Here is a 24,956-nt window from a genome sequence, read left to right as displayed (position 1 = left end):
CCGGCGAACACGGTTCTAGTTCAGACGGGAGACACGCAGGATATGAAAAGATCCTCATCACGCATCCGGGAAGAAATCACCCGCCTTCAGGAACAGTTGAAGCTTGCCGAAGCCAAAGAGGCCGAGCGCATCGGCCGGTTGGCCCTGAAGGCGGGATTGGGCGACGTGAGTGTTGACGACGCCGCGATTTTGAAGGGCTTCGAAGAGATGGCAAAGCGATTTCAGGGGAAGCAAAAGCCGTCCGCGAGCGACCGGGCTTCTGGTGCTCAAGCGGAAACTTCTGATGCATGAGCGGCGCCATCGGGCATCGCAGACAGACGCGCGGAAAAGGGACGCGCGCGAGAAGATTCAGCTCGGCGGTCTCATCATCAAGGCAGGGCTTCGGGGCGAAGACCGCGCCCTGATCCTCGGTGCCCTCGTCGATGCCGCCGCTCGCATCCACGACCGCGCGGAGCGCGCGAGACTAATGGCAATCGGAAAGGTGGAATTCGGCGATGACGGCAAGGAAACTGGCGCTACTGATCGTCCCGGCGGCGCTCATGATCGGAGCGGTTCTGGCTCTGAAGGGAAGTGAAACCTGGCTGGCGTCGTTCGGAACGACGACCGACGCCTACCAGACACTCGGGCGGCTCGGGCTCGCCCTGCCCTACGCCGTCGGGGCCGCGATCGGCGTCATGTTCCTGTTCGCTGCGCAAGGATCGCTTGTCATTCACTCGGCGGGCCAGGGCGTTCTCATTGGCGGGCTTGGGGCGCTCGCAATCGCGATCGTTTCGGAGGCCGCGCGAGTGTCCGGCTTCGCCGGTCAGATCCAGGCCGGATCGATCGTAGACTACCTCGACCTTTACTCGCTTGGAGGCGCGACTGTTGCCCTTGGCGCCGGGATGTTTGGCCTCAAGGTTGCGCTCAAGGGAAATGCCGCTTTCGGTGCCACCGGCCCGATACGGCTCTCCGGTCGACGCGCCATTCACGGGAACAGCGAATGGATGAACAGCACGACGACCGCCCGCCTCTTCCCCGAGAGCGGCGGTATCGTCGTCGGTGAACGCTACCGCGTCGATCTCGATTCCGTAGCGGCCGTCAATTTCGATCCGCGCCACAAGGAGACTTGGGGCAAGGGCGGAAATTCGCCCCTGGTCTGTTTCGATTGCGGGTTCGGCTCGACCCACGGAATCGTCTTTGCCGGTTCCGGCGGCTACAAGACGACATCCGTCGTGATCCCGACCGCGCTCAAGTTCAAGGGCTCGATGATCGTCCTCGATCCCTCGACCGAGATTGCGCCCATGGTGGCCGAGCACCGCGAGGCACATGGGCAGGACGTTCTGATCCTCGATCCAAGGAGACCCGATGTCGGGTTCAACGTCCTCGACTGGATCGGCAGGTTCGGCAATGCCCCCGAGGAGGACATTGCCTCGGTCGCGGCCTGGCTCATGTCGGAAAAGCCGCGTGTCACCTCCGGCTCCGATGACTTCTTCCGGACCTCGGCCGAGCAGCTCATCACCGGCGTCATCGCCGATGTGATGTTGTCGGATCCGGACGACACGATGCGCGAACGATCGCTGCGCGTCGTTCGTGCCCGCCTGGCGGAACCGGAAGAGACCTTGAGGGAAAAGCTTGCCGAGCTCTACGAGCGCTCGACGTCGCGGTTCGTCAAGGAGGTCATCGCGCCGTTCATCAACATGACGCCGCAGACCTTTTCCGGAGTCTACGCGACCGCCGCCAAGGAAACCCACTGGCTCTCTTATGACAATTATGCCGCGATGGTCTCAGGCAACACTTTTCGGACCGACGATATCGCCAATGGCCGGACGACGGTGTTCATCAATGTCGATCTTTCGACCTTGGAAAACCACCCCGGCCTCGCCCGCGTCATCATCGGCGCCTTCCTTAAAGCCATTTACAACCGCAATGGCGATCTGGAGGAACGCGCACTCTTCCTCCTCGATGAGGCTGCGCGCCTGGGTTACATGCGCATCATCGAAACCGCGCGTGACGCCGGCCGCAAATACGGCATCACACTGCTGATGCTGTTCCAGTCCCTCGGCCAGATGCGGGAGGCCTTCGGCGGACGGGACGCGACCAGCAAGTGGTTCGAATCCGCGTCCTGGGTCTCCTTCGCCGCGATCAACGATCCGGAAACCGCAAAATACATCTCCGACCGATGCGGCCAGACCACCGTCGAGGTGGGCCAGGTCAGCCGGACCTCGCGCGGCTCCGGATATTCGCGAACGCGGTCGAAACAGCTCTCTCAGCGTCCGCTGATTCAGCCGCACGAAGTCATGCAGATGCGTTCCGACGAGCAAATCGTACTGACCAGCGGCAACCTGCCACTGCGGTGCGGTCGTGCGATATATTTCCGGCGGCCCGAACTCTCAGCGCTCGTCGGGACAAACAGGTTTGGGGCAAAGGCGGAGGCGACTGGATCCTGAGCGGAAGCCGACCCGCCCCCGTCTACCACAGGCTCCGGCCTTCTCTTCGGCGCTATGTCGGGAGCGCGTTCAGGCCTCCACCTGCTCCGCTTCGCTCCGCCCCTTACGGGGTGGAAAACGGGGACGGATCGGGAGTCTCTTATGTGCCGCCAAATGGTGGCATGACCGCATGCCATGATGCTCGGGAAGCGCAAGGGATCGATCCTCGCCATGCTCGCCGGCATGCTCTGCCAAATTCAGAATACAACTTTAACGCGCAGAAGAGACGCGGGGTGAGGCTCAGGAATCGCGCCGAGCGTAACGTCGCAGAAGGGGTGGTTTACCGCCTGTCGGCTCTTGGGTAGATAGGGACCGTAAGCGGACGATTCCCGCTAGCATCCGCAGTCCGTCTCCTCTCAACTATCTGGTTCCCATGACAATCACCATTCGCGATGCTGCCGAAGAGGACATCCCCGCGATCTTCGAGGTTCGTACGAGCGTGCGGGAGAACCATTTATCGGTCGAGCAAATGGCCGAGATGGGCATCACGAACGAGACGATCCGCCGGGTTCTTCGCAAGGAGCCTTGCATCTGGGTCGCCGTACAAGGGGACCATATTGTTGGTTTCTCAATGGGGGACGCAGCGAATGCCTGCTTGTTCGCTGCGTTCGTGCGCCCGGAATGGGAGGGGCAAGGCATCGGACGCCGTCTCATGGAACGAGCGGAAGCATTCCTGTTCGAGCGTCATTCGTCGATCTGGCTCCACACCGACGGTACTTCGCGTGCTGTCGGCTTCTACGAACGGTTAGGATGGAAGCGAATGCCAGATGTGGAGAACCGGGACGCGCGGTTTGAGAAGCATCGGTCACAAACGAGCGATTGAGACGAATGGCGGCTTGGGAGCCCGGAATCCGCTTCGTTGAATAACCGCTTAGGGGGGTCGATGGCCGACCATCAGCTTCGGGGCGGGTTGCACGCCGACCGCTTCGCGGGTGAATGTGCGTGTTGTGGGGGCGGCTTACTCTTTGGCGAAACGCCGGCTAGTCTCTGCTCGCTACAGCGTGGAGCGATGTGCTGATGTCGTTACGAGAAGATTGGTTCGCTATCAAGGCGCGTATTGACGCCCTTATTGCCTCTGCTCGATTGGCGAATGAACTGTCTCACAAGGAGACCAACCTGTCCGCCGTCTACAAGTCGCTATTTGCGCGACTTGTAGAAATTGTCCAGCTAACGGAGGATTTCACCTGGGTACAATATCCCTCGATGCCCAAGCCCGTATTCGAGGCGTTTAAGCGCCAAAACAGACTGCGAGCGATCACCGAGAACGACCCAGGCACGCAGATGCGAGCGACGCTTCTGCTTGAGGGGTTGGTCCTTCTCCAAGCGTTGGCGGCAGAAGTGACCCAATTATTGAGCGATGGCCAGGCGGACCTAACGTCGCGTACTGAGAGGGCCATACTCCATTTGCGGTGGACGATTGCCATCGATGATGTGGTCCGAAACAGGTGGCAGGCGGCGTTTGACTCAGGAGAGACTGCTTGCGAGGCGCTCGGTGCTGTTCACCTACTGCAGCATGGAATCTACGCCTTCAAGGCGCACTCCAAGTCGGCGAGAACAGATCTGATATCTCACGAAGCGGTCGATGAGATCGTCGCTTCCCGCACCGCCGAGGGCATGGTTCTCACGGAATGGAAAGTCGTGAAATCTCAGTCGGACGTAGATGCCAAGATGCATAATGCGGCAATCCAGTCCGATGCGTATGCGCAAGGTGTGCTGGGTGGCCGGGAGTTGCGATCGGTTAGGTATCTCGTAGCGGTCACAGAAAAGCAGGTGGACATGCCTCCCGACCTGGTCCGCGATACGTACGTATACAGACATCTCAACATCGCCGTCGCCCCCGTGTCTCCGTCTCAACTGGCCGCAACGCTGCGTACTCAGTGACTGGATCGCGGCCCCTTGACGGTTTTGTTGCCGGCTTAGCCAAGGCGCGTGACTTCATTCACGTCGGCGAGGGGCGGCAGCTTTCGGGATATGCCCGTAGCGCAACCATTGACCGAAATGGCGTCGAAAGCGGATGCACCTGCGCTGAAATCGTTCAGCTCCACTCCTGATCCGTGCAAAACGCTCTACTTCTCTTCTGCATTCAACACGCCCGCTACGCGTGGCTCCGGTGCCGACCAAAGGCCGCCTTTACCTTCCCCTGCGCGTCACGGCCTTCTGAAGTGTTGGAACGAGGGGCGTCGCCCCTCGTTCCGCTCGGAAAGGTTCAGCGGCCTGCGACGCGTCGAACAAGGGGCTACCAACAAGTGTCAGCGTATCGGACCTCCCCGATCCAGCGATCGGACTTCAGCCTGTGCTCGCTGCTGCGAGGCGGCTTTGCCGAGCCGTTGCAGTACCCTTCGGGCATCAGAGACTTGCTTTTCATCAATGCCGTGCCGAGCGGCCAAACCTTCCAGGTTTCGACCCGCACGCAACACTGCCAGATCGTCGCCAAACCGGCGTTCGAAGGCGCTACGCACCATGCGCAATTCGGCTTTGAGGTCCCCCGACAGTACGTCGCCCCGGTCAAGCGCTGCCATCAACTGAGCGCTCGGTCGGCGAACCTCCACACCGGCGCGCTGCGCCTGGTCGTGGCGCTGCTGCTGCATGGTCTGACGGATACCGTGCACGATACGAATGTAACTGTCAGCCGCGGCACCGAGGCGGGCGGCGGACGGCCCTGGACCGCTCCGGAGCTCGTCGGCAACGCGGCGATCGCCAATGTCACCGGATAGGGCGGCGTTCTGAACGGCTTTCACGACCGGCTCGTAGTCGGTCATCGCGGCTTTGGCGGCATTGATCAGCTTCTGTGAGGCCTCGGCAACACTCTCGGATCCCGCCAGCCGTTCTTTTAGCTCGGTCTCTGAAACGCGCCCTCCAATGTCTTTGCGAGGAATCAGCACAGAAGAGGATATCTCCGCTTTCTGCGGCCCTAGCCCGGAGAGAGTTTGTAGCGAGACCGCAATGCCGTCGAGCTGCAAAGCACCCTCGCGGACGAAACGTTGGAGATAGGCGTCGAGATGCCCCTTCCCCGGCACGTCGATCTCCTGCGTCAAAGCCTTGAGATAATCGTTCTTATGTATCTGGCTCCAGTCGATGTAGATCTCAGCCCGCCGGCAGAGCTCCGAATGCACAGTCATGATCGTTCTGCCGTTTCCGTCCAGGAAGGGATGGGCATAGGCGAGATTGCCCATCACCTCGCCGGGTTTCTCGCGCATCATGGCGGGGTCGTTGCCCTGCCCCAAGGCATATTCGACGCCTCGGCCGACATGCGAGGCGAACATGAAATCAACTGTCCCTTTGGTGATGTGAAGATCCGGGGCAGTCTGCGCGCGGTCCTGGCCGGCCCATGGGTAGACATCACGAAACAGGGTTTCGTGTGCCTTTCTCACATGTTCGTAAGTGAGGTGTTCCGCCTTGCTCAAATCCTGCAAGGCGCGCTCGACGTTGCCTCGAAAGGAATCATGCTCAAGGTCTTTTACCTTGAGCATGTCCTTCTGGCCTGCATGATTGCGTAGATATCCGCGGGATGCGAAGTCACCAAAAGGGTCGAATGTCATTACCGCGATGAGCGCTCATCCAGATAGCGGGAATGAAGCCGTGTGAGCTCAACGCCGTCGACAACACCAGCCTTGCGCAACGCGACAATGAGTTCCTGGACTTCATCGAAGTTCACGTCATCGCCGGCGAGACGGGTAACATCGTCCGCCCAATCATCGAGCCGTGTGCGCGAAGCCACAATTCCGTGCTGTTTTGCCAGCGACCGAATACGTTCCTCGGCGGTCTTGACCCGCAATTCCTCGACTGCAACGACCATGGCGAAATCCTTTTAACCGTTCGATTTTATAGCCGATTTTCCGTTCAAAAGCCAGCTTCCGTGCCCGATGTTGCGGGCTTCTCATTACCTACCTGGCAGATCTTCCAACCATCAGCTTCTTGAATCGCCGGGTCGCCATCGATTCAAGAAATTTGTTGGACCCAACGGCCGCGGGCGGTGAAACTCCGGCCATGACGCATTCCGCTCACAGGTCCATTCATCTCCGGCGCATTGATCCGGCCCGGAACATGCGCCGTTTCTATAGCGTCACCGTCCAGCCCACCCTCTTTGGCGAAACATCGATTGTGCGCGAGTGGGGCCGGATCGGATACAGTGGCCAGATGATGATGGAAACCTTCGACGCGGTATCGGATGCCGACATGGCGATGAGCCGCCTGGAACGGTCGAAGCGGCGGCGCGGCTATCGCGACATGTTTTCCGATTGATCGAAAGCGGCCAGACCCGAATACATCGAAGAGGTGGGAAAGGCCCCGCCCAATTGGCGAGGCCTTCCAGCTGGTGATCAGTCCCGGTTCGGCCGGGACCAGATCAGCTGCAGGCCCTCTTCGCCCTCCACCTCGATCAGCGTGGCGTAGATCGGGGCGGGGAAGCTCGGATCGTCAAGCTTGACCGACAGGTAGTCGCGGCCTTCGTTGGAGGTCTTCTGCCAGGCGGCGCCCAGCTCGACATTGGCGCCTGCGAAGATGCGGAAGTGCGGGCCCTTGTCGGAGGGGTTCTCGACGCGGACCAGCTTGGCCTTGACGTTGAGGTTGAGGGTCTTGATGGCGCCGGAGAAGCCGTTGCCCGTGGAGGTGAAGGTGCCGATGGTAGCCATGTGTCTCATTCCTTTGTTTGCCGGCCGCGACCATCGCGACCTCGATGACGGTCGATAGACCGGGGGCGATCGACCTGCACCCCGAAGGGGCTGGAACGAGAGTGGAAGGCGGCCGGGAGAGACTTTCTTGGATACCGCGAGGAATGGCGGCGCAGCCGGCAGGGGAAGAAAGTCTCAAAGGCCGTTGCCGGGACAAGATCGAGAGCCCGCCAGAGCGGGATCGGCCTTCGGTCAGACCAGTCACATCGAGGACGCGGATGGCCGTGGCTCCCGCGGAAACGGGAATGACGACCAGCGGCCCATCTCGGTCCCACTCAGTCCGAAGGCAGGGATTTACGCCCATCGCTACCCCGGCTCAGTGCCGTCAGGCAGCGCCTATCCGTGAAACCGGACACCGAGTGCGGCGACATCAGGAGGGTGTTCACCCGCGGATGATACGATGTAGGTGCATGGATTAGACGCTGGCGGCATTCCAATAGGCGGCCATGGGAGCCTTGTTGCTTCGCCAGCTAGCTTCGGCACACGCCCGCGCGTCGTAGGCAAGCTCGCGGAGGAGCTCGGCCGGGTCTTGCCGAACCCGATCGGGCAAGTGTCGGAGCCGCTGTGCCAACGGAAGGCGGATCGGGGAGGGCTGAGTGCCCTCCCCTTGTGCAACAGGAGTGTGCAGCATCAGACCGCCCTCCCCAATTCTTCTGTCTGCGGCTGGAGGTCGTGGAGATAATTGACCGCGCGCTGCGCGTGGGCCGCGGCCTGGAAGATGGCGCGCTTGTCCGAGCCAAGAACCTTCGCCCAACTCTGGATATAGGCAGCATGATCGGGCCTCGGCTCGAGCTCGGGCACGATGTCGAGGTCCGCGCAAAGCATGGCGGCTCCGAGTTCCACGAGCAATTCTTCGCGCGCGCGATCCGTGGTGTCCTTGTGGTAGCGGCTGAGATCCCTGTTCAGCCGGTGGGGCGCCGCTGTCCAGTGCAGGGTTTCGTGCGCCCTGACGGCGACAAAAGAAGCCGGATCCCGGAAGAATTCCGGCGACGGCAGCTGCACATGGTCGGACGAAGGCGCATAATAGGCCCTGTCTCCGCCATAGCGAACGACCGCTCCGGTGTTGTCGAAAAAGCGGTCGGCATGCTCGATGCGCTGGACGGGATCGGCGACAGGCTCAGGCGCCGCATAATAATGTGCGGGCAGGCCGTCAATCTGGTCGGCACAAAAGACCGTATATGCCTTCAGAAACGGGATGCCGCGCTCGACTTCATCGCCCTGCGCGTCAACCTCGGTGCGCGTGAAGCGGCTGGCATAGACGACAGTCGTGCCCGTCTCGCCCTTGCGGACATGACCGCCGAGCTCGACGGATTGCTTGAACGTCATCCAGATCGGCGACACGAAACCCTGGGCCACCGTTTCCGACCACAGCAGCAGCGTATTGATGCCCTGGTATGGCAGGCCGTTGTGGCGTAGCGGGCGCGTGGTGCGGCCCGTTCCATTGCCCACACTCCATGGTTTCACCCACGGACGCACACCCTTATCCAGGTCCGCGACGATACGGTCGGTGATCTTCGCGTAAAGGTCGACGCGGGACTGCTTGTCTTTCCTGCTCATTTTCATGAACCTCCATTCTGAAGGCCGCGCCGATCGCGGCCCCGTCACGGCGATCCGTCAGCCGGGGGAATCAGGAGGCGGGCGCACCCGTTACGGGCCGGAACGTCAGTGAAGGACGGCGAAGCCGTTGCGCGCGACACCGGACCCGGCAGGAGCGTCGTCCGGGACGGGGGCGTGGAGCGGCAAAACCCAGAAACTGCCTCTCACCGGTTCGATACGCATTCGAAGGCGCGGGCATGAGGGGGAGCACTGGCGGGCGCCGGGGCGCCCCGCCTGGCACGGCGTACCGCGGATGCGGCCTGCATCAAGGGCGAGGCCGGTTCAGTGAACCGACCGCGCACCGGCGAAAGGATCGTACTCAAAGAGTGGCGTGACTTCGGCGTCTTCGATCTCGTCGGCCGGCAGGACGCCGTATTCGTTGTCGGACTTGAAGAGGATGACGGTGATCATCAGGGTGCGCGCGAGGCTCCAGGCGTGCTTCTGGGCGAGTTCGAGGTTGTGCGACATCTGAGGGCTCCATCTTGGGAGCGGGCCAATTCCCGCTCGATGGCTCCTCAAAAGGCAAGCACCCGGGCGCGATCACCGCAACGGCGAAGCCGGTGCGGCCGCAGCCTGGCTAGCGGACCCTTTACGGGTTGATCGTGGTAGTTCCGGGAGGCTGCCAGGACGCCATCACAAGAGAGCGGGTTTGGACCACTCCCAAGATGGAGCCCGGTGACGGGCAGCATTGGTCGCGCAGGCAGGATCGGCATGGCACCCCCGCCCCGCCCGGCAGTTATCTCAGAATGTGAAGATCAAGTTTACCCGACGCCGGCGACGAGCGGTCAGGTCCGTTTGACGGCCCGAATGTCGACGCTACGCGCCGCCTGCTTGATGGTTACGGCAATCTCACGCAGAAACGCGGCACTCACGGAACCGATCGGCTCGGTGGAAACGAAATCGTAGTCCTTGTCCATCTCGACGCGATTGTATTCGTCGAGAATGATCCAGCACGGCGCGGCAAGACCAATGCGCCGGCATTCGGTCTCCGGCACGCTCAAGGCCAGTTGACCTGCAACGGGCTCTTTCGAGGTGAAGGGAAAGAGAAACACCACATCCGGACTGCCCGGCGACCTGATGACAATGCAGACAGGGCGGGGCTTGCGGCCGGATTCCTCGCCCTTTTGCGCTTCGCGATGCCAGAGATAATGGAATTCGGCGACGTCGCCCTGTTCAAACATCGGTCTTGGCAGGGTCGAGAATGGCGTCTATTCCCGCCATCAGCTCCTCATGGACATCGTCCGGCGCTTCATGAAGCGAATAGGACTTCGTCGGGCTCGGCTCACCGCGCATGCGGTGATAATCTCGGGCAGAGAGAACAAAAAGCTTCTCCTTGCCGTGCTTGGTGAGCACGACCGGCTCGATCATCGCCGCCTCGAGGATTTCACCCGAGGAGCGGTTCATGTCGGAAAAGGTGTATTGCTTCATAACCTGCCTCCAGCGTTTCACGTAAAATAGGTATTTTACGTTGTTTTGTCAAATCGAGACGTCGAAGCAGTAAGGGGCGGAGCCAAAGCTCCGCCCGGGCGGCTCAGCCAAGAGCCGCCATCTGCAGTTCGGCCGCCTTGCGATCGACGGTCTGTCCAGGATTATCGACCTGGCGTTGGAAAGGCTTCCAGGCTTCGCCGACGACCTCTTCATAGGCTGTCACGACGCCTTCGGCCGCGCACCGGAGCGCATGGGCCTGAATGCCCATATCGGCCGCGAACTCGCGCTTGCGTTGGGCCTTGCTGTCGAACCCGACAGGGCCGTCGAGATCTTCGTCGCGCGCGTCGCTGGCCGACTTCGCGGTCGCGTCTCGAGCGTCCGAGACCGCCCGGGAATAGAACTGGCCGGCGCCATGAGCGGAGCCGACATAGGAGCCGACGATGCGCTGAAGGTGGATCTGCATGGCTCGGTCGCCGAGGCCTTCGTTCAGGGATTCGGCCGTGTCGACGATGATCTTGTGGTGAAGATCGCGGATGCCGTCGCTGTCGATGACGGGAAGGCCGAAGCTTTCGGAGATGAGGGAAGCTTGCGCGCTGTCGGGGCAGGCGAGCCGGACCATTTCGAGGGACGCGCCCTTGCGGAGCTGGACGACCTTGCCGGATTGACGGGAGGGACGAGCGTTGCTGGTCATGTGAGTTCCTTTCCTTCACGATCGGACCGAAGGCTCGAGCCGGCCCCTGCCGGCCCTCCCTTCGGGCGCGGGCACAAGAAACCGGCGGAAAGACGGAGGCTTCAGGGTCCGGGCGGACCATGACGAGCAAACCTGACCTGCGGGCCAGCAGGGCTTTCAGCCCTCGCGCAGTCCCGCGGGACCGGTTTGGCGAGGATGGTGCGCGCGGCCGCACCGCGGCGCGTCAGCGGCCTTGAAGGCTCCGGCCGCCGGTTTACGACCGCGACCAGAACCGAAGGGAGGCCGGCAGGGGTGGCATTCCACCGGTGCCCAATCGCGAAGGAAATGACCGTGACCCGCTGCAAACGCCCCTTCCGTCACAATGGAGGTTGCGAGTCCGCTCTGGTGCTCGTCTCATCGCCGGTGATCTTCGCCCTGACGGCTGTGATCGCGCGCTCCTGCCGGGTGAGCTTTCGTCTGAGTGCATCGATTTCACCGCGCCGCTCGAAGCTGAGCTGGTCGACATAGGCCCGGAACATGGCTTCATCCGACCGTGTCCATCGCGATCCCCCGCGCGGATGCGCTTTCGCCTTCGTCTTGGCGGTCGTCGTCATGCGTTCCGCCCTGGCCGAAATCTGACGTTCGATCCGTTCGAGATGCGCCCTCGTCTGCCGGTGTGCCGCTTCCATCCGGCAGAGCAGGTTCGTTCGCGTGATGGCCATCATGACGCGGCCCTTTTCGGCGGGGTGGCGGACCATTGCGGGAACTGTGTGATTCCGGGCCCGTAATCGGACGGGATGATGACCGGGGCCATGGACGCGGCCAGGTCTTCGCCGGCGATGGCCCAGTCGAGAATGCTGCCTGCAGCCGGCACAGGTTTCGCGGGCCGGTCGAGTTGTGCCTCGAGCGCCGCAACGATGTTGGAGCGGGGACTGGAGCCATCCGTTTCGATCAGGATGTGGACGGCAACGAGAAAGGTGGTCATGACTTGGGTCTCCCCGTTGGATTGATGAAACCGGGCGCACGGATCGAGATGAGAACGGCACGCTTCCATGCGTCGGCGCCGGCAAACCGATCGCAGAAGCGCCTGTGATGGATGACGAGGCGGGGATGGGCGCCCTCGAGCCGGAAGCTGGCCCGCCAGCCGAAGGCCATGGCGATGAGTCTCCAGGGGACCGACATCACCGCCCCCATCCGACAAAGCTCGACGGGCCTTCGTAGATTTCGTGGCGGACGGGATCGACGACGAAACCGAAACGACCGACCTCGTATTCAGCTGACGGAACGAGGAACCGCCGTTTCTCGGCCTCTGGTCCACGCTGGCCGCCGAGAGTTGCCACGACCTCGACATATCCGTCGCGCTGCTCCGACCTGATGGCGGAAATCACGATCCAGTCGCCGGCGTGCCGCGCGTGGAACGCACGCCGGTCCTTCTCATGAGACTGGCCGGGTTCGAGCACGGTTCCGAAGATCGCTTCCCAGGCATCCGGCCAGCTGTCTTTCACGGTCTGCTCGGCGCTGCGTAGCTCGAAGCTGGTGAACAGATGCGGAAAGGTGAGCGCGACGATCGCCCATTCCGCGTCTTCCTCGTACCAGCCGCCCGGTCGGCGAAGACGCCGGTCGACCTTCGCGTTGCGGTCGGCGGCAAGGTGGAAACCACCATGGCCAGCAGTCGAGTGGCAGACGACACCCTCGGCAAAGACCGTCGCACCCTGCGACGGTCCCCATGGGGTGTTCGCGTGGGAGCGGACCTCGCGGCGTCCGAGGGCGCGCTTTTCACGGGCGTGCCCGGCCTGTTCGAGCACCTTGGCGCGGAACGCCTCTTCGTCGGCGAGCGCTCCGCCATGCCCGTAGAAGTCATCGCGAACGAGTTCCGCCAGCGGCCGGCGTGCATGCCAGGCCGTGCCAAGAAAGTGCGTTTCGCCGCGGCCAGACAGCATGGCGAAAGCGGTATCGCCGACGCGTGCAACGGGAAATCCTTCGGCGCTGGTGGCGAAATGAACCTCCGGCGCCGCCGTCGAATCTGGCTCTGCTTGCGGAAGGGTCATGCCGCCCTCCCCTCGCCGCGATCGGCGGTGACCTCGTCGGCGGTTACTTCCTGCAGCACGGCGTTGGGATAGCCGTGGCGCGACAGCCATTCGTCGGCCGCCTGCCGGTTTTGGGCGACGTGAACCAGTTCGCCGGCATCACCGGGATGATCGAGCACGAGGATCGAGCCAACAGCGGGCCGCTCGGCGATTGAGAACGCGAGCGCGCTGTCGACAGAGAACGTCCTGAAAACCCGGAGCACGATGACGGCCTCGCTGCCGAAGTCCCCTTCATGAAGCGTGAAGCTGGCGGGGATGGCAGTCTCGCCGACGGCGCCACCGGCCTGCTTCTTCACCAGTCGGCCCGTGTTGTTGTGGCGCTCCCAGGCCTGGAGCTTGCGGCGGTGCCGTTCGGGTGGACGAGGCGTGCCGTCGCAATAGCGGATGATCGCACCGAGCGGCGCATTGTCGTGGATCAGTTGCGCGGACATGGGTGATGTCCTCCTGTTCGATGGATTGGAAACGAAAGCGCCGCCGGACGATGCGGCGGCGTGGTGTGCGTTCGGAAGGAAGAAGACCGCTATTCGGCGGCTTCGCGGAAACCCTCGGAAATGGCGTCCGGGTCGGTGTGGCCCGCTTCCGGCTCGTCTACAGAGCCTTCGGCATCTCCGGCGGCTTCGTCCGCGGAGATCTCGTTGCGAGCCTTCCAGTCGGCGAGTTCGTTCGCGTCCGGCGCGAAAAGCGCGGAAGCGTGAACGAAGCGCTCTTGCCTGAAATGCTCGACAAGAGCGGCACGGGTCTCGCGGACCTTGTTGCGCGGCAGGACCGAGGTCTCCGCGCATGCCGCCTCCAGCGCCTGCCGGGACAGGCACAAGAGGAAATCCTCGGTCCCCATATTGGGCAAGAAGCGGTCGGCTCCAACGACGTCGCCGGCGATCCGCGAGACAATGCCGCTGTTCGACATGTTGCGGCGGCACGACAGCACCTCGATCAGCACCGAGCGAACCGCGATCCGGAGCGTCTCCATGTCGAAGGAAAGCTTGCCGGTCTCATCGACGAGCGATGCGGCGTGGGGAGCAATCTGACTGCTGAACGAACCCGTGTTGCCCGAACCGGTATCGACGCGGACGTTCTGACCGGCAAAGGCGATGACGAGCAACGCCATCAGCGTGTCGTCCTCGATCGGTGCGCGGCCGAGCGCTTCGTGGAGCGCGTCGGTGCGAAAATCGCCGATCATGTCCTGACCCTTCTGGGTGACGTCCGGGCGCTGCGTTGGGGCGACGGCACCGCCCTCCTCCGCCTTGCCCTTTGCCGCCTTTCCTTTCGTCGTTTGGGGCTCGGGCATGCGGTAGACGACGGACTGCACCTTGCCGTCGCGGTCGAGATACATGGCCGTATGGTCCGACTTCTTCGGCTTTCCATAAACGCGCTCCGCCTTCTTGGGCAGTTCGGGGCCGTTCCAGCCGTTGAGTTCGGTGATGATGCCGTTCTTGGGAAGATTGTTCGTCATCCATTCCTGCTGGGCGCCGAGAAAGGCCTCGACATCGGTCGTGTAGCGGCTGTCCTCGTCGGCGGGCGCGAAGAGGTCCTCGACCCAGGCAATGCCGTAGGCCTGCGCGAGTTCGTCGTCGAAGCTGGCGTCGCGGGCATACATGCGGGTCTTGGAAAGGCCGTTCGCAACCGACCACCAGGACGTGGTCTCGTTCTTATTGGGCTTGTGCGCTTTCCAGACTTGCCTTTGTTCGGAGATCGAGGCGGCGGCGATTGTCCTGAGCTGCCGCTCGTCCGGCATGTCGCCCTTGGCCATCTGGTCGAGCATGGCGGGAAGCACATTGGCGAGAAGCCGGAGCTTCCTGATCTGGCGAACCGAAAGCGCAAGTGCCGAAGCGATCCCTTCTTCCGTCCAGCCGAGCGCAACCAGCCGCTCGATGGCGCGCCATTGGTCGACCGGGTTGAGCGGCTCACGGGCGACGTTTTCGACCATGGAGCGCATGGCGCCGCCATCCTCGGCCGCATCGGTCACGATGACCTCGATCTCTTCGATCTCGGCGGCGATCGCCTGTTTCGTGCGCCGGTGACCGGCCTGGATGACGAACCCGTTGCCGCCATCGGCTTCTGGAGAAACGATCGGCGGCTGGATGATGCCGACGGCCTTGATCGTCGCCAGCATCAGCGCGTCGGATTGCGGGTTGGATTTGGACCTGCGGGCGTCGTCGGGATTGTCCTTCAGCGCGCGCGGGTCGATCTTGATGATATGCATGGGAAGCTCCTTGTTCGCGATTGTGGACCCGGCGCCGCGCCGGCTCCCTTTCTCGTCTTCTTCCTGAAGACATCCCCCGGACCGCGGAGCGGTCGGGCCGGTGCAACTGCGGGCGAGCATCCCTGCCCGGCCGGACAAGCGGGGCTTTCAGCCCTGCGAAGAACGACGGGCCGGGATGGCGCTGGCGGCGGTTGAGCGGAAGCGTCACCGGTCAGACCGGTCTGCGAACGGTCTCTTCCTCTCCTTCTTCATGCCGCTTCCGCGGCCTTCTTTCCCTCCTTGAGGACCTCATCCGCCAGATCGGCCTCGATCTCCTCAAGCTGCCGGCGTTTCTCGGCAAGCTCGTCCTCGAAACCGAATTCCCCACCCTGGCGCGACTGGTATGAGGCCAGCCGGCGCTTGGCATCGTCGAGGCGGAAGCGGTATTGCGACCGCTCGTCCTCGAAGCCGGCGAGCACGTGCTCGATGCGCGACACCGCGCCGAGCGGCGTGACGGTCAACGCCAGATCGATTTCGGTTTCCGCGCCGGTTCTGGCAAGCGTGACGTCGTAGCGGAAATCGTCCTGCCGGAACCGCTGGCCACTGAAGACGACGTCGAAGCCGCCAATCGTCGCGATGATCTTCTCTCCCTCCTCCTGCAAATGCACGAGGGTCATGACTTCCTTCATCATGGCGCGGCCGGCAGGCTTGCGCTCGGTGAAGGATTGTCCGCCGACGGTCATGGCGAACGCCCCGCCGGCCGTCGGGATCCGGCGCTCGATGTGCGTGCCGATGTCCGCGATCCGCCGCATGTCATGTTCGATATCGCGCTCGGCGTTGCGGATCTGCCGGCGGACGGCGAAGAGATCATCGCGATGCGCGGCGCGCAATCGCTCAAGCCGGGCAATGTCAGCTTCGAGGCCCGCCTTCTGCATCAGGCGCTGATCGCCCGATGCGATGGCCTTGGCCATGGCGAACTGGTTGGCTTGCCCTTCACCCAGGTCCTCGAGCCGGCGCACGGACGTGTCGCCGGACAACGCCGCGGCGATGAAACGGGCCTTGCGCTCGTTGTTCTGCCACATCTGCGCGTCCATCGAGCTCTCCGTCGCGTAGGCGAAGATGTCGATCTCGACATGCTGATTGCCCTGCCGCTCTATGCGGCCCTCGCGCTGCTCGATCTGGGACGGCAACCAGGGAACGTCGAGGTGATGGAGGGCCTTGAGGCGGAGCTGCGCATTGACGCCGGTGCCCATGGTTTCGGACGATCCGATCAGGAAGCGAACCTTGCCGGCATTGACGTCGGCAAACAGCCGCTGCTTGGCCTCCGTCTTCTTGTAATCCTGCATGAAGGCGATTTCCGACGCCGGAACACCGCGGCGAACGAGTTCGTCGCGGATCCAGCGATAGGCGGAAAAGCCTCTGGTCTTCTCGACGCTGATCGTGCCGAGATCGGAGAAGATCATCTGCGCTGCGCCGGGCAGTTCGAAAGGTTTTCCCTCCTTAGCGAGATATGTGTTTCCGGCGGTTTCACGCCAGATGCGATAGGCATTGGCGATCAACTTGTTGAGCTTGTTGCCGGGCTCATTGTCATTGTCGGGATCGACAAGCCGCAGATCGATCGCCGCGTGGCGGCCATCGGTGATGACGGAGAGGAGAATGTCGTCGCCTGGCTTTGCAGGACCGTCGCGCATCTCGATTGCCTTGATGCGCGCCTCGAGCACCTGCTGGTAGAGCTTGAAATCCTCGGTCGGCTTCGCGGTGACGATCTGGCGCTTGCCGGTGGAGACGGCCGGAACCTTCACATATTGCCGCAGATCCTCAGGCAGCACCACGTCGGCGAAGCACCGGAACATGGCGATCAGTTCCGGCACGTTGACGAAGGTGGCAAAGCGCGAGACGGGCTTGTACTTGCCCGACGGCTGCAGTTCGAGCTCGGTCGCCACATCGCCGAAGGTCGAGGCCCAGGCGTCGAATTCGTGCAGGCCGCGTTCTTTCAGCGCCGAATACCCAAGGAAGCGCTGGACGGAGAACATTTCACCGAGCGTGTTGGTGATCGGCGTGCCCGAGGCGAGCACGAGCGCACGGCCGGGGTTCTTCGTCTCGATGAAGCGGGATTTCACATAGAGGTCCCAGGCGCGCTGCGAGCCGTTGGGATCGACGCCTTTCAGGGTCGACATGTTGGTGGCAAAGGAGAGCTTCCTGAACTCCTGCGCCTCGTCGACGATGATCTGATCGACGCCGATTTCCGAAATGGTCAGGAGATCGTCCTTGACCGCACCGAGCGATTCCAGCCGGTCCCGCAGCCCTTCCTTCAGCCGCTCCAGGCGCTTGCGCGATACCCGGTCCTCGCTCTCCACCTTGCCCAGCAGTTCTTCGTAGAGGTCAAGTTCATCCTCGATCAACTGCTTTTCGAAGGCGGCTGGAACCGCGATGAACTTGAAGGCCGAATGGGTGATGATGATCGCGTCCCAGGTGGCCGTCGCCGCGCGCGACAGGAACCGGTGACGCTTGTTTTTGGTGAAGTTCGTCTCGTCGGCGACAAGGATGCGCGCGGTTGGATAGAGCGCCAGGAATTCGCGGGCGGCCTGTGCGAGGCAATGTCCGGGCACGACCAGCATGGCTTTCGAGATCAGCCCGAGCCGCCGCTGTTCCATGATCGCGGCGGCCATCGTCATGGTCTTGCCCGCGCCAACGGCATGGGCGAGATAGGTGGCGCCCGCCGATATGATGCGCCAGATGCCACGCTTTTGGTGGCCATAAAGAATGAAGGCGCCAGAGGCGCCCGGTAGCTGAAGATGGTCCCCGTTGAAGGATCGGGGTGCGATGTTGTTGAAGCGGTCGTTGTAGACCCGCGCCAGCCGGTCGGTGCGATCGGGATCGGACCAGACCCAGGTCTGGAAGGCGTTCTTGATCTTGGAAAGCTTTTCCTTGGCCGCCTCGGTGTCGACGACATTGAGGACCCGGCGCTCGCTCATCTCCTCCCTGATCGTATCGAAGATCTGCGGCACCCGGCTGTTGAGCGCGTCGGCGAGCAGCTCGCCGGCGTGCCGGCGCTTCGTGCCCCATTCGGAGGTGCCCTCGGCGCGATAGGCGAGCATGCGCGCATCGACCGTCCAGGCGGCGAGCTCCGGCATATGGCAGATTGTGATCTCGACCCCCATCGTCTCCTTGACGAAGTCGGCGACGTCGCTGGCGGGGATCCATGGCGCACCGAGCCGCGCGGTGATGTCGGAGGGGCTGAGATCGGCCGGCTGCACGGCCTCGAGCGCCTCGACATTGCGCCGGTAAGCCGGATCGAGCTCGGCGGCAGCCTCGGCGATTGCCAGCTTGTCGCGCACGGGACCGGAGAGATAGGCGTCCGACGTCTGCCAGGTCCCGTCCGCCGGATCGCGATAGATCGCGCTGCCCAACTCCTCGATGACAGTGTCGCGGTCCTCATGCAGCAATTCGGCGATATGGTCGGGATCGACATGACCGCGCTCGTTGAGCACGACGGCGAGCGCGTCGGCGGCATTCGTGATCACCGGCGGCGACGGCGGTGCGATCACCCGTTCGGAAAAAATCGGTCCGGGCTTGGCCGTGTCCGTTTCGAGATCGTAATTCTCGATGGAGGCGACCAGCCAGCAATCCGGATCGTCGAGAAAGGGCTGCAGGTTCGGGCGGCGATGCGTCTCGCGGGTTTCGCCCGTCTCGTCATTCTCCGAGATCGACACCCTGGTGTGATTGATCGGCCCGAAATCCCGCACAAAGCTGGACCAGGCGATGCGCAGCTTGACCTGAAGGTCCCGCCATGGCTGATCGGTCTCCTGCGCCTTGAGGACCGCGCGCACCGCGTCGCGGACCGGGATCAGTTTCTGGACGATCCGGACCTGCTTTTCCGAAAAGCCATCCCCGGACCGCCCTCTGCGGACGGTGACGGGGGCGGGCTTACCGTCCACTACCTGCATGAGCCCCCTCGACGCGTCGAAGAAGAAGCTGCCCTCACGGACATGTGCCTCGTCCGGTTTGCCGATATCCGCGTCAGTCAGGCCAAGCTCGAGATCGACATCGATCTTTCCGGGTTCGCCGTCATAGATGGCTTCCGGAAGAGAGAGGATGGCGGCCTCCAGGTCGGCCTCGAGATCGCCTTCACCGGCCAGGCAGGTATAGGCTTCGCCGAATGGCCCGGAGGTCGTCGCGTGGCGACCGAGCACGTGATCGGGATGATCGGCGAACCAGCGATTGACGCGGATGGCTTCGCTATCCTCGGTGGCGGGGATAATCTCGGCCAGGTCCAGCCAGGTCGCGTCGCCCCGCGGCTCGCCCGCCTTGCGCTTGCGGAAGAACAGGATGTCGACAACAACGTCGGTGCCGGCATCCTGCCGGAAGCTGCCTTCGGGCAGACGGATGGCCGCAATGAGATCGGCGGATTTGGCGATGTGTTCGCGGGCCGTGGCGTCCGCCTTATCCATCGTGCCCGACGAGGTGACGAAGGCGGCAAGCGCGCCGGGTTTCAGAAGATCGATGGACCGCGCGATGAAATAATCGTGCAGCCTCAGGCCGAGCGATCGGTAGGCACGATCGGAACGCACGGTGCGGTCGGAGAAGGGCGGATTGCCGATCACCAGATCGAAATGCGCCGGCAGATCGGTGCAGGCGAAATCGCCCTCGATGATGCGGGCAACCGGCTGCAGAAGCCGGGCGATCCGCACGGTGACCGGATCGAGCTCGACGCCGGTGACGAGCGAGGTCTGCCGGAGCCCCGCCGGCATCAATGCCGGAAACAGGCCCGTCCCGATCCCCGGTTCGAGAACGCGGCCGCCGCGCCAACCGAAGCGCTGCAGCCCTTTCCAGATCGCCCGGATGATGAACTCGGGTGTGAAATGCGCATATTGGGTGCAGCGCGCGAGCGAGGCGTAATCGGCCTCGTTCACGGATTCCTGCAGCTCCTGCCCGAGGTCTTCCCATCCCTTGCGGAACCCGTCCTCGCCCGGCCGGGTGAAGATCGTATTCGCAAGATCGGTAGCGCCGAAGCCGGTGAACCGGATGAGTCGCGCCTGTTCCTCAGGTGTCGCGTGCCGGTCCTGAGCCGCGATCGCCGTTGAAAGGAGGATCGCATCGAGATTATCGCGTGCCCGGGCTTTCCAGCCCTTCGCCAGATCTCGGCTTCCGGAAAGATGGAAGTTGCCGCCGCGCTCAGGCGCTGCGCCGCCCGGCTGACCTGTGGGCTCTTCGGGTATGGGCAGCTTGGCCGATCCCGCCGCCGGCGGTGCTTTGGCCTCATTGGCTTCGGATGTCGGGCCGTCGGCAAAGGCGGTTACGCCGATGCCCAGGCCGGAAGACAGGGCGTTCTGCGAAGGTCCGAACGTGTCGAGGGTGAACGGATCGTGGTCTGACATTCCTGGTGTCTCCTGATGTGCGGGCGCACCTGGCCGCGCCACCGGGAGAACCGGTCGCGGTGACAACGTGCGGAGTTGAAAGAGGGGTTCGAGGGAGATCAGAAAAAGTTGCAGACTTTCTCGGTTCGATCTCCCGACCAAACAAAACGAAGAGACCGGTTCTAGGAACCCGGCTCTTAACGCGTGATCAGCGAGAACGAGATGTCGTTCTCGGTGAGCTGGATCCTGAGATGGGTGGCCTCAAAATTGCGGTTGAAGCTCGGGATCAGCAGGTCGGAATCGATGAACTCGATCCCGTCATCGCCGCCGAAATGCCGGCGCTTGTAGTCCCACCAGTCGGGATTGCCCTTGGGATGACACTCGGTCGAATAGACGACGAGCGGCTTCTGCCCCTCGAGGAGCTTGCCGTTGGAAATGATGTAGACGCCTTCGTCTCCGACGAGCCAGAAGCCGGGTTTCTCGCCCTCGCCCGGGCGGGTGCCATAATAGGGATTGCGGAAGCCGCCATTGGCGGCCGCATCCTCTTCGCCGCGCGCGATGACCTTGCGCACCGCGTGACAAGGAAATGTGAACATCGGCCACCTCACGCGGCTTCGGCGAGCGGCAGGTGACGCAGATGCACCGGCAGTTTCTCGGCGATTTGCGTTTCTGTCAGGTGGTCGAGCAACTGAAAGCTGCTGCCTGACGTGCCGTAGACCATGACGGTGCGCTTGCCGCGATGTTCGGGCGAAAAATCCACGCCGGCATAGCCACGATAGCGGTCATGCGTGGCGCTCCAGATATGCTCGATGCGTTCGGCGCGCGTCATCTGTTTGACCGGCCGGCGCTCGCGCTCGACGATGGCATCGCGCATGTCATGGCAAGAGCGCGGATCGGACAGATCGCAATAGGCGTGGAAGAACCGCGTCACCTCATTGATGCGCAGCGTATAGAAAACGCTGGTGATGCTGCCGGTCAGGAATTCGCGCATGGCGAACATTTCGCCGCGCATCCACAGCGGCGGCAGAATCTCGAGCATGTAGTCGTGCTCGGCACGGGCGATTTCGAACCATTCGCCGGCGTAAAGCGCGCTATCGTCCGATTGCCAGCGGTTGGGCCGCTGCGCATGGCGGTCGAAGAGACGGAACATCTGATGGCGGTCGGTCACACCGAAATAGATCTTGCGGATGGGAGAGGTCATGGCGGGCTCCTTTGAGGCCTTTAACGGGCTGAAGCGCGGCGCACCTTCCCTGGTTCACCATCTTCTTCAGCCCTTCCGGACCCCTTCCCGCGGCCGCCTCTCCGTCCGGCCGGGTCAAGGGCCGGCGTCAGCCGGGCGAAGCGTCACCCTTGAGGCGGACGGCGGGCATGCGGCAGAACCTCTTCCTCTTTTCTTCTTCCTCTCATCCTTCCTTGTTCAGACAGGCGTTCCAGTCGTCTGATGGCGGCCTGAGCCGCTGCCAGTTGCAGCCTTCCTCTTTGGCGAGAACCCGCAGGCGCTCGGCAAAGGTCTCGCCCTGGCTGTTGGCGTCTGTGGCGGCGACCAGAAGAACGTCCGGGTGGGCGGCAAGCCCACGTAGCGTAGCGTCGGTCGATGGCGACCAGCCCCCGCCGGTGCTCAGATAGAGCGATCCGGGGTGCAGGCGCTCTATTGCCGCAAGGCTCATGGCGTCGATCGCCGCCTCGGTGACGCAAAGCCGCGACGCATCGGCGGGCCCGAGCCGGAAGAGGACCTTGGCGCCGCCGGTCGCGAAACCGCGCCACTCGGGGCCGCGTTCTTCCCAGCCGGTGACGCGACCGGCATCGTCGGTGTGACCGGCCCACATGCTGCCGTGCGGGCCTTCGCGCAGGACATCGGCGGCAACGGCTTGTCCCAGAACCGGTTCGGGGATGCCGCGCGTGTCGCACAGATAGCGCCAGGTCGCAGAGCCACGCCAAAGCTTGCGGCGGTTTTGCCAGCGTTCCACGACCGTCTGGTTCGGCGCGCGCTCATTCGCCTTGCGGGTCCAGACGGGCTCGGACGGCGTGAAGCCGATGAGGTCGGCGACGACATACAGGGCGGCGGCAAACGGGAGTCGGTCGAGATGTTCAACCAGGCTGAACACGTCGCCCTTGGCGTCCGACAGGGGATCGAACCAGCCCTTACCGCCATGAATGACAATGATGATATCGTTGGCGCGGCGGTACTTGACCGCCTTGCGGGTGCTTTCTTTCAGATCGACGGTAAAGCCTGCGGTTTCAAGGACGGCCCCGCAGGCGACTTTTCCCCTCAGCTCTTCAATTTCGGTTATTTCCATTCTCTCTCCGCGTTGCGCGCGGTCCTCTGTTCGGATTTACCCTCCCGATCTTCTCGGGGCGAAAACCCGGACGCCGCGAAGAGCAAGGCAGGACAAGGGCGCGGATGGCAAGTTGGCAATCATGCCGGATCGCATCATTCGCCGCCAGCCGCGGCGCCAGCGTCCCTTGCCGGCCGCTGCGCGCAAGCGGCACGAGACTGCTCCTTTCCCTCATGTGGCAATCTCCTGCCTGCGTCAGGGATGGCCGCCCGGATGGGGGAAGACCGCTTGCGGGCTTCAGCTTCGCCAACAGCCCGGCCCGGAGGGCGACGCCAAATACCAATCCAGCGAGGTCGCCAGCGTAACGATAACTGAGAATTATGGTGACGAGCCGCATCCCCTTTCACAGGTGGACCACTAGCGCTCCATCAGCACGTATTGGTTGATAGCCCATGAGTCTTCACTACTGACCAAAGTTTCTATTCAATCTTTGGTCAGTAGCCGCCTAGAGGAGTTCGCCGATGCCTAGCTCTTGCGCCACTTCCTCAGTCCGAGCCCATCGCTGACCCGGCATCTTCTCAATGAAGAGCTTGAACACCCGGATGAATACCGCTTGTCCTGCAGCCGCGTCGAGGTGATCCGCCGCATCGGGTGGCAGCAGGGCCTGGATGTCGCCGAGAAGGCTGGGCTTTCCGAACTTGGCTAGCATTCGCATTTCCGCTTCAGAGCGAGAGATAACCTGGCCACGGATGTCCAAATACCGTCCGAAGAGCACGATGGCTCGCTCGATGTCGAGGTCGGGAAGAACCGTTAAGGCATGGTCTAGATCAAACAGATCCCGACCCTTGTCTCTTTGCAAAAGTGCGCGGAGTTTTGTCGCAATCAGCTCTTCCGGAGAGAAGGTCGCGATCTTTGTCGATCCGCTGAACCAAGGATTATCGACGCTGTAATCGGCCGAGACAGGTCCATCGAAAGCGTCGATCTCCGTTGTGTTGATCTCGATCTTGAGCCGGACATTTACCTCGGGATCGTCCTCGGCGGGTACGCGGAAACGCAGTTTGGGCGCAACCTGACTTGCCGCAAAACTCCCCTGCCCCAGCCACGGCTCCAGAACTTCACGCAGTGCATCAAGAACGGGGCCGATCGGACCTGCTTCGGTGCGAACGAGATCGATGTCCTCGGAATACCGAAGCGGCTTCGGAAAGATGATTTTATTGAGCGCGGTTCCGCCGCGAAAGCGCAACACGGAACCAAGAAGTTCATGATTGAAGATGTCGACAAGCGCGCGGGAGATGATCAGGTCCTGCTCGATCTGGCGAGGTTCGCCCCAGGGCGCGATCTGGCTCCATGCCGTGATGTTCGTTTCCGGTATCATTGTTCGTCGATCTCAATTGGTCGCCGAACAACGACATGCCAGCGTTGGTCACGTTCGGTTTCACCTGCCCATTCGGGCCGGCTCGTTTCGCCGGGATCAAGCTCGATCCATGGGAGGCTCTGGCTCGAAAGATAGTCAAACAGAACGGAGGCAGAGGCCTCGTTTCCGACGGTTTGCAGGACATAGCCCAACCGTTGCACGACAGAACGTTCGAAGGCTGGCAAGAGCTCGCGCAACTGCACCGGGTCGATCTCCGGCGCCAGTTCGTTGAGCACACTTGCCGCGCGATCGAGGCCTCCGCTTGCCTGGGGGTAGCGGATCAGATCCAGCGCGGTGAGCGCCGGAGAAGAGACCCTCATTGACCCCGTATCCGTTTTCCGGTCGCCAATTCCCATCTGGATGGCGTCCAGATCCTTTCGGTAATAGAAGACGATCTTTGAGCGGCCGGCGCGGATGGGCTTCCACTGCCGGTCGGTAACGATCTGGAATTCCATGACCGCCTGATGGGCGGCGCCATGCAGTTCGGCTGCTTTCAACAGTGCAACGTAATATGGCCGCCCGGCTTCCTTCATCATGGCGTCGACGTACCAGTTGGGGGGCGGCGCGCCCCACTTCAGGAATCGGGTCGGCGTAATGACGTAGAACCCACGGCGCGGCATGACGATGCGTCCGCGCTTGGCAAGGCGGGCGGCTGCGTCGAGAAATGCGCCGTGGCTTGTTCCAAGCACCTCCATCGCGCTTTCGCGTGTGAAATAGGTTCTTCCGGTCGATTCGAGCTCTTCGGTATAGCTTGCCAGGCTGCTTGACCGTTCTTCGGTCATATTTACAACTCCGCATTTTTCGCGGATTTTGT

Annotated in this window: 25 protein-coding genes and 1 pseudogene; 6 read left to right on the top strand and 20 right to left on the bottom strand. The window is 62.6% G+C overall.

Annotation, left to right across the window (positions count from 1 at the left end; translation table 11 throughout):
- The first annotated feature begins 42 nt into the window (after nucleotides 1-42).
- The 5 genes and pseudogenes from LG281_RS18475 to LG281_RS18455 all read left to right on the top strand — a co-directional run bounded on the left by LG281_RS18475 (nucleotide 43) and on the right by LG281_RS18455 (nucleotide 4,346).
- Nucleotides 43-291 (top strand): TraC family protein, encoded by a 249-nt coding sequence (locus LG281_RS18475; RefSeq protein ID WP_404406869.1) that lies wholly within the window; start codon nucleotides 43-45, stop codon nucleotides 289-291.
- Nucleotides 284-499 (top strand): annotated as a pseudogene (gene traD, locus LG281_RS18470) (conjugal transfer protein TraD); the annotation flags it as partial. The gene LG281_RS18475 and the pseudogene traD, both read left to right, overlap by 8 nt.
- On the top strand, nucleotides 495-2,426 hold the full coding sequence (traG, locus tag LG281_RS18465; protein WP_404406867.1) for a Ti-type conjugative transfer system protein TraG: 1,932 nt from the start codon (nucleotides 495-497) through the stop codon (nucleotides 2,424-2,426). The pseudogene traD and the gene traG, both read left to right, overlap by 5 nt.
- 412 nt (nucleotides 2,427-2,838) lie before the next feature.
- Nucleotides 2,839-3,288, top strand: coding sequence for a GNAT family N-acetyltransferase (locus LG281_RS18460; protein ID WP_404406865.1), 450 nt, complete (start codon nucleotides 2,839-2,841; stop codon nucleotides 3,286-3,288).
- A 194-nt stretch (nucleotides 3,289-3,482) separates the two neighbouring features.
- Nucleotides 3,483-4,346 carry a hypothetical protein gene (locus LG281_RS18455; protein WP_404406863.1) on the top strand — a complete coding sequence of 288 codons (864 nt, stop codon included), beginning with the start codon at nucleotides 3,483-3,485 and terminating at the stop codon, nucleotides 4,344-4,346.
- 368 nt (nucleotides 4,347-4,714) lie between these two features.
- Here the strand turns inward: LG281_RS18455 and LG281_RS18450 are convergent, their stop codons facing one another.
- Both LG281_RS18450 and LG281_RS18445 read right to left on the bottom strand, forming a co-directional pair.
- Nucleotides 4,715-6,004, bottom strand: a complete 1,290-nt coding sequence (locus LG281_RS18450; RefSeq protein ID WP_404406861.1) for a Fic/DOC family protein — start codon at nucleotides 6,002-6,004, stop codon at nucleotides 4,715-4,717.
- The gene (locus tag LG281_RS18445) at nucleotides 6,004-6,261 is read right to left on the bottom strand and encodes a hypothetical protein (protein WP_404406860.1); all 258 of its coding nucleotides are present in this window, start codon (nucleotides 6,259-6,261) and stop codon (nucleotides 6,004-6,006) included. The genes LG281_RS18450 and LG281_RS18445 overlap by 1 nt, the downstream gene beginning before the upstream one ends.
- A 191-nt stretch (nucleotides 6,262-6,452) precedes the next feature.
- Between LG281_RS18445 and LG281_RS18440 the strand changes: the two genes are divergently transcribed.
- Nucleotides 6,453-6,707 carry a WGR domain-containing protein gene (locus LG281_RS18440; RefSeq protein WP_404406858.1) on the top strand — a complete coding sequence of 85 codons (255 nt, stop codon included), beginning with the start codon at nucleotides 6,453-6,455 and terminating at the stop codon, nucleotides 6,705-6,707.
- Nucleotides 6,708-6,784: 77 nt separating this feature from the next.
- On the opposite strand, the gene LG281_RS18435 is transcribed toward LG281_RS18440, so the two are convergent.
- From LG281_RS18435 to LG281_RS18350, 18 genes are all read right to left on the bottom strand, one after another.
- Nucleotides 6,785-7,096 carry a DUF736 domain-containing protein gene (locus LG281_RS18435; protein ID WP_404406857.1) on the bottom strand — a complete coding sequence of 104 codons (312 nt, stop codon included), beginning with the start codon at nucleotides 7,094-7,096 and terminating at the stop codon, nucleotides 6,785-6,787.
- Between the two features lie 669 nt (nucleotides 7,097-7,765).
- A complete protein-coding gene (locus tag LG281_RS18430) occupies nucleotides 7,766-8,692 on the bottom strand; it encodes an ArdC family protein (RefSeq protein WP_404406855.1) in 927 nt (308 codons plus the stop codon).
- Between the two features lie 321 nt (nucleotides 8,693-9,013).
- Nucleotides 9,014-9,199: a hypothetical protein gene (locus LG281_RS18425; protein WP_404406853.1), complete on the bottom strand. Its 186-nt coding sequence runs from the start codon at nucleotides 9,197-9,199 to the stop codon at nucleotides 9,014-9,016.
- A gap of 317 nt (nucleotides 9,200-9,516) precedes the next feature.
- Entirely contained in the window at nucleotides 9,517-9,912 is a 396-nt protein-coding gene (locus tag LG281_RS18420) for a hypothetical protein (protein WP_404406851.1), read from the bottom strand.
- Complete coding sequence (locus LG281_RS18415) at nucleotides 9,905-10,159, bottom strand: type II toxin-antitoxin system prevent-host-death family antitoxin (RefSeq protein ID WP_404406849.1); 255 nt, start codon at nucleotides 10,157-10,159, stop codon at nucleotides 9,905-9,907. The genes LG281_RS18420 and LG281_RS18415 overlap by 8 nt, the downstream gene beginning before the upstream one ends.
- A gap of 103 nt (nucleotides 10,160-10,262) precedes the next feature.
- Nucleotides 10,263-10,850 carry a hypothetical protein gene (locus tag LG281_RS18410; RefSeq protein ID WP_404406847.1) on the bottom strand — a complete coding sequence of 196 codons (588 nt, stop codon included), beginning with the start codon at nucleotides 10,848-10,850 and terminating at the stop codon, nucleotides 10,263-10,265.
- Between the two features lie 356 nt (nucleotides 10,851-11,206).
- The gene (locus LG281_RS18405) at nucleotides 11,207-11,554 is read right to left on the bottom strand and encodes a hypothetical protein (protein WP_404406845.1); all 348 of its coding nucleotides are present in this window, start codon (nucleotides 11,552-11,554) and stop codon (nucleotides 11,207-11,209) included.
- On the bottom strand, nucleotides 11,551-11,814 hold the full coding sequence (locus LG281_RS18400; protein WP_404406843.1) for a hypothetical protein: 264 nt from the start codon (nucleotides 11,812-11,814) through the stop codon (nucleotides 11,551-11,553). The genes LG281_RS18405 and LG281_RS18400 overlap by 4 nt, the downstream gene beginning before the upstream one ends.
- Nucleotides 11,811-12,011 carry a hypothetical protein gene (locus LG281_RS18395; RefSeq protein WP_404406841.1) on the bottom strand — a complete coding sequence of 67 codons (201 nt, stop codon included), beginning with the start codon at nucleotides 12,009-12,011 and terminating at the stop codon, nucleotides 11,811-11,813. Before LG281_RS18395 ends, LG281_RS18400 begins: the two co-directional genes overlap by 4 nt.
- Nucleotides 12,011-12,877 carry a DUF7007 domain-containing protein gene (locus LG281_RS18390; protein ID WP_404406959.1) on the bottom strand — a complete coding sequence of 289 codons (867 nt, stop codon included), beginning with the start codon at nucleotides 12,875-12,877 and terminating at the stop codon, nucleotides 12,011-12,013. Before LG281_RS18390 ends, LG281_RS18395 begins: the two co-directional genes overlap by 1 nt.
- The gene (locus tag LG281_RS18385) at nucleotides 12,874-13,347 is read right to left on the bottom strand and encodes a hypothetical protein (protein ID WP_404406957.1); all 474 of its coding nucleotides are present in this window, start codon (nucleotides 13,345-13,347) and stop codon (nucleotides 12,874-12,876) included. Before LG281_RS18385 ends, LG281_RS18390 begins: the two co-directional genes overlap by 4 nt.
- 89 nt (nucleotides 13,348-13,436) lie before the next feature.
- Nucleotides 13,437-15,116, bottom strand: a complete 1,680-nt coding sequence (locus LG281_RS18380) for a ParB/RepB/Spo0J family partition protein (protein ID WP_404406955.1) — start codon at nucleotides 15,114-15,116, stop codon at nucleotides 13,437-13,439.
- A 248-nt stretch (nucleotides 15,117-15,364) separates the two neighbouring features.
- Complete coding sequence (locus tag LG281_RS18375; RefSeq protein ID WP_404406953.1) at nucleotides 15,365-20,473, bottom strand: Eco57I restriction-modification methylase domain-containing protein; 5,109 nt, start codon at nucleotides 20,471-20,473, stop codon at nucleotides 15,365-15,367.
- A gap of 176 nt (nucleotides 20,474-20,649) precedes the next feature.
- Complete coding sequence (locus tag LG281_RS18370; protein WP_404406951.1) at nucleotides 20,650-21,048, bottom strand: DUF3085 domain-containing protein; 399 nt, start codon at nucleotides 21,046-21,048, stop codon at nucleotides 20,650-20,652.
- 8 nt (nucleotides 21,049-21,056) lie between these two features.
- Nucleotides 21,057-21,653, bottom strand: a complete 597-nt coding sequence (locus LG281_RS18365; RefSeq protein WP_404406949.1) for a DUF1419 domain-containing protein — start codon at nucleotides 21,651-21,653, stop codon at nucleotides 21,057-21,059.
- Nucleotides 21,654-21,855: 202 nt separating this feature from the next.
- Complete coding sequence (locus tag LG281_RS18360; protein WP_404406947.1) at nucleotides 21,856-22,749, bottom strand: DUF3991 and toprim domain-containing protein; 894 nt, start codon at nucleotides 22,747-22,749, stop codon at nucleotides 21,856-21,858.
- Nucleotides 22,750-23,233: 484 nt separating this feature from the next.
- Nucleotides 23,234-24,103 carry a nucleotidyl transferase AbiEii/AbiGii toxin family protein gene (locus tag LG281_RS18355; RefSeq protein WP_404406945.1) on the bottom strand — a complete coding sequence of 290 codons (870 nt, stop codon included), beginning with the start codon at nucleotides 24,101-24,103 and terminating at the stop codon, nucleotides 23,234-23,236.
- Nucleotides 24,100-24,924 (bottom strand): type IV toxin-antitoxin system AbiEi family antitoxin, encoded by an 825-nt coding sequence (locus tag LG281_RS18350; protein ID WP_404406943.1) that lies wholly within the window; start codon nucleotides 24,922-24,924, stop codon nucleotides 24,100-24,102. The genes LG281_RS18355 and LG281_RS18350 overlap by 4 nt, the downstream gene beginning before the upstream one ends.
- Nucleotides 24,925-24,956: the final 32 nt, after the last annotated feature.

It is taken from the genome of Pelagibacterium halotolerans, from assembly GCF_044811015.1.
GTDB lineage: Bacteria > Pseudomonadota > Alphaproteobacteria > Rhizobiales > Devosiaceae > Pelagibacterium > Pelagibacterium halotolerans_A.
Note: the sequence above shows the minus strand (reverse complement) of the source record. Positions and strands in the feature narration are given on the sequence as shown.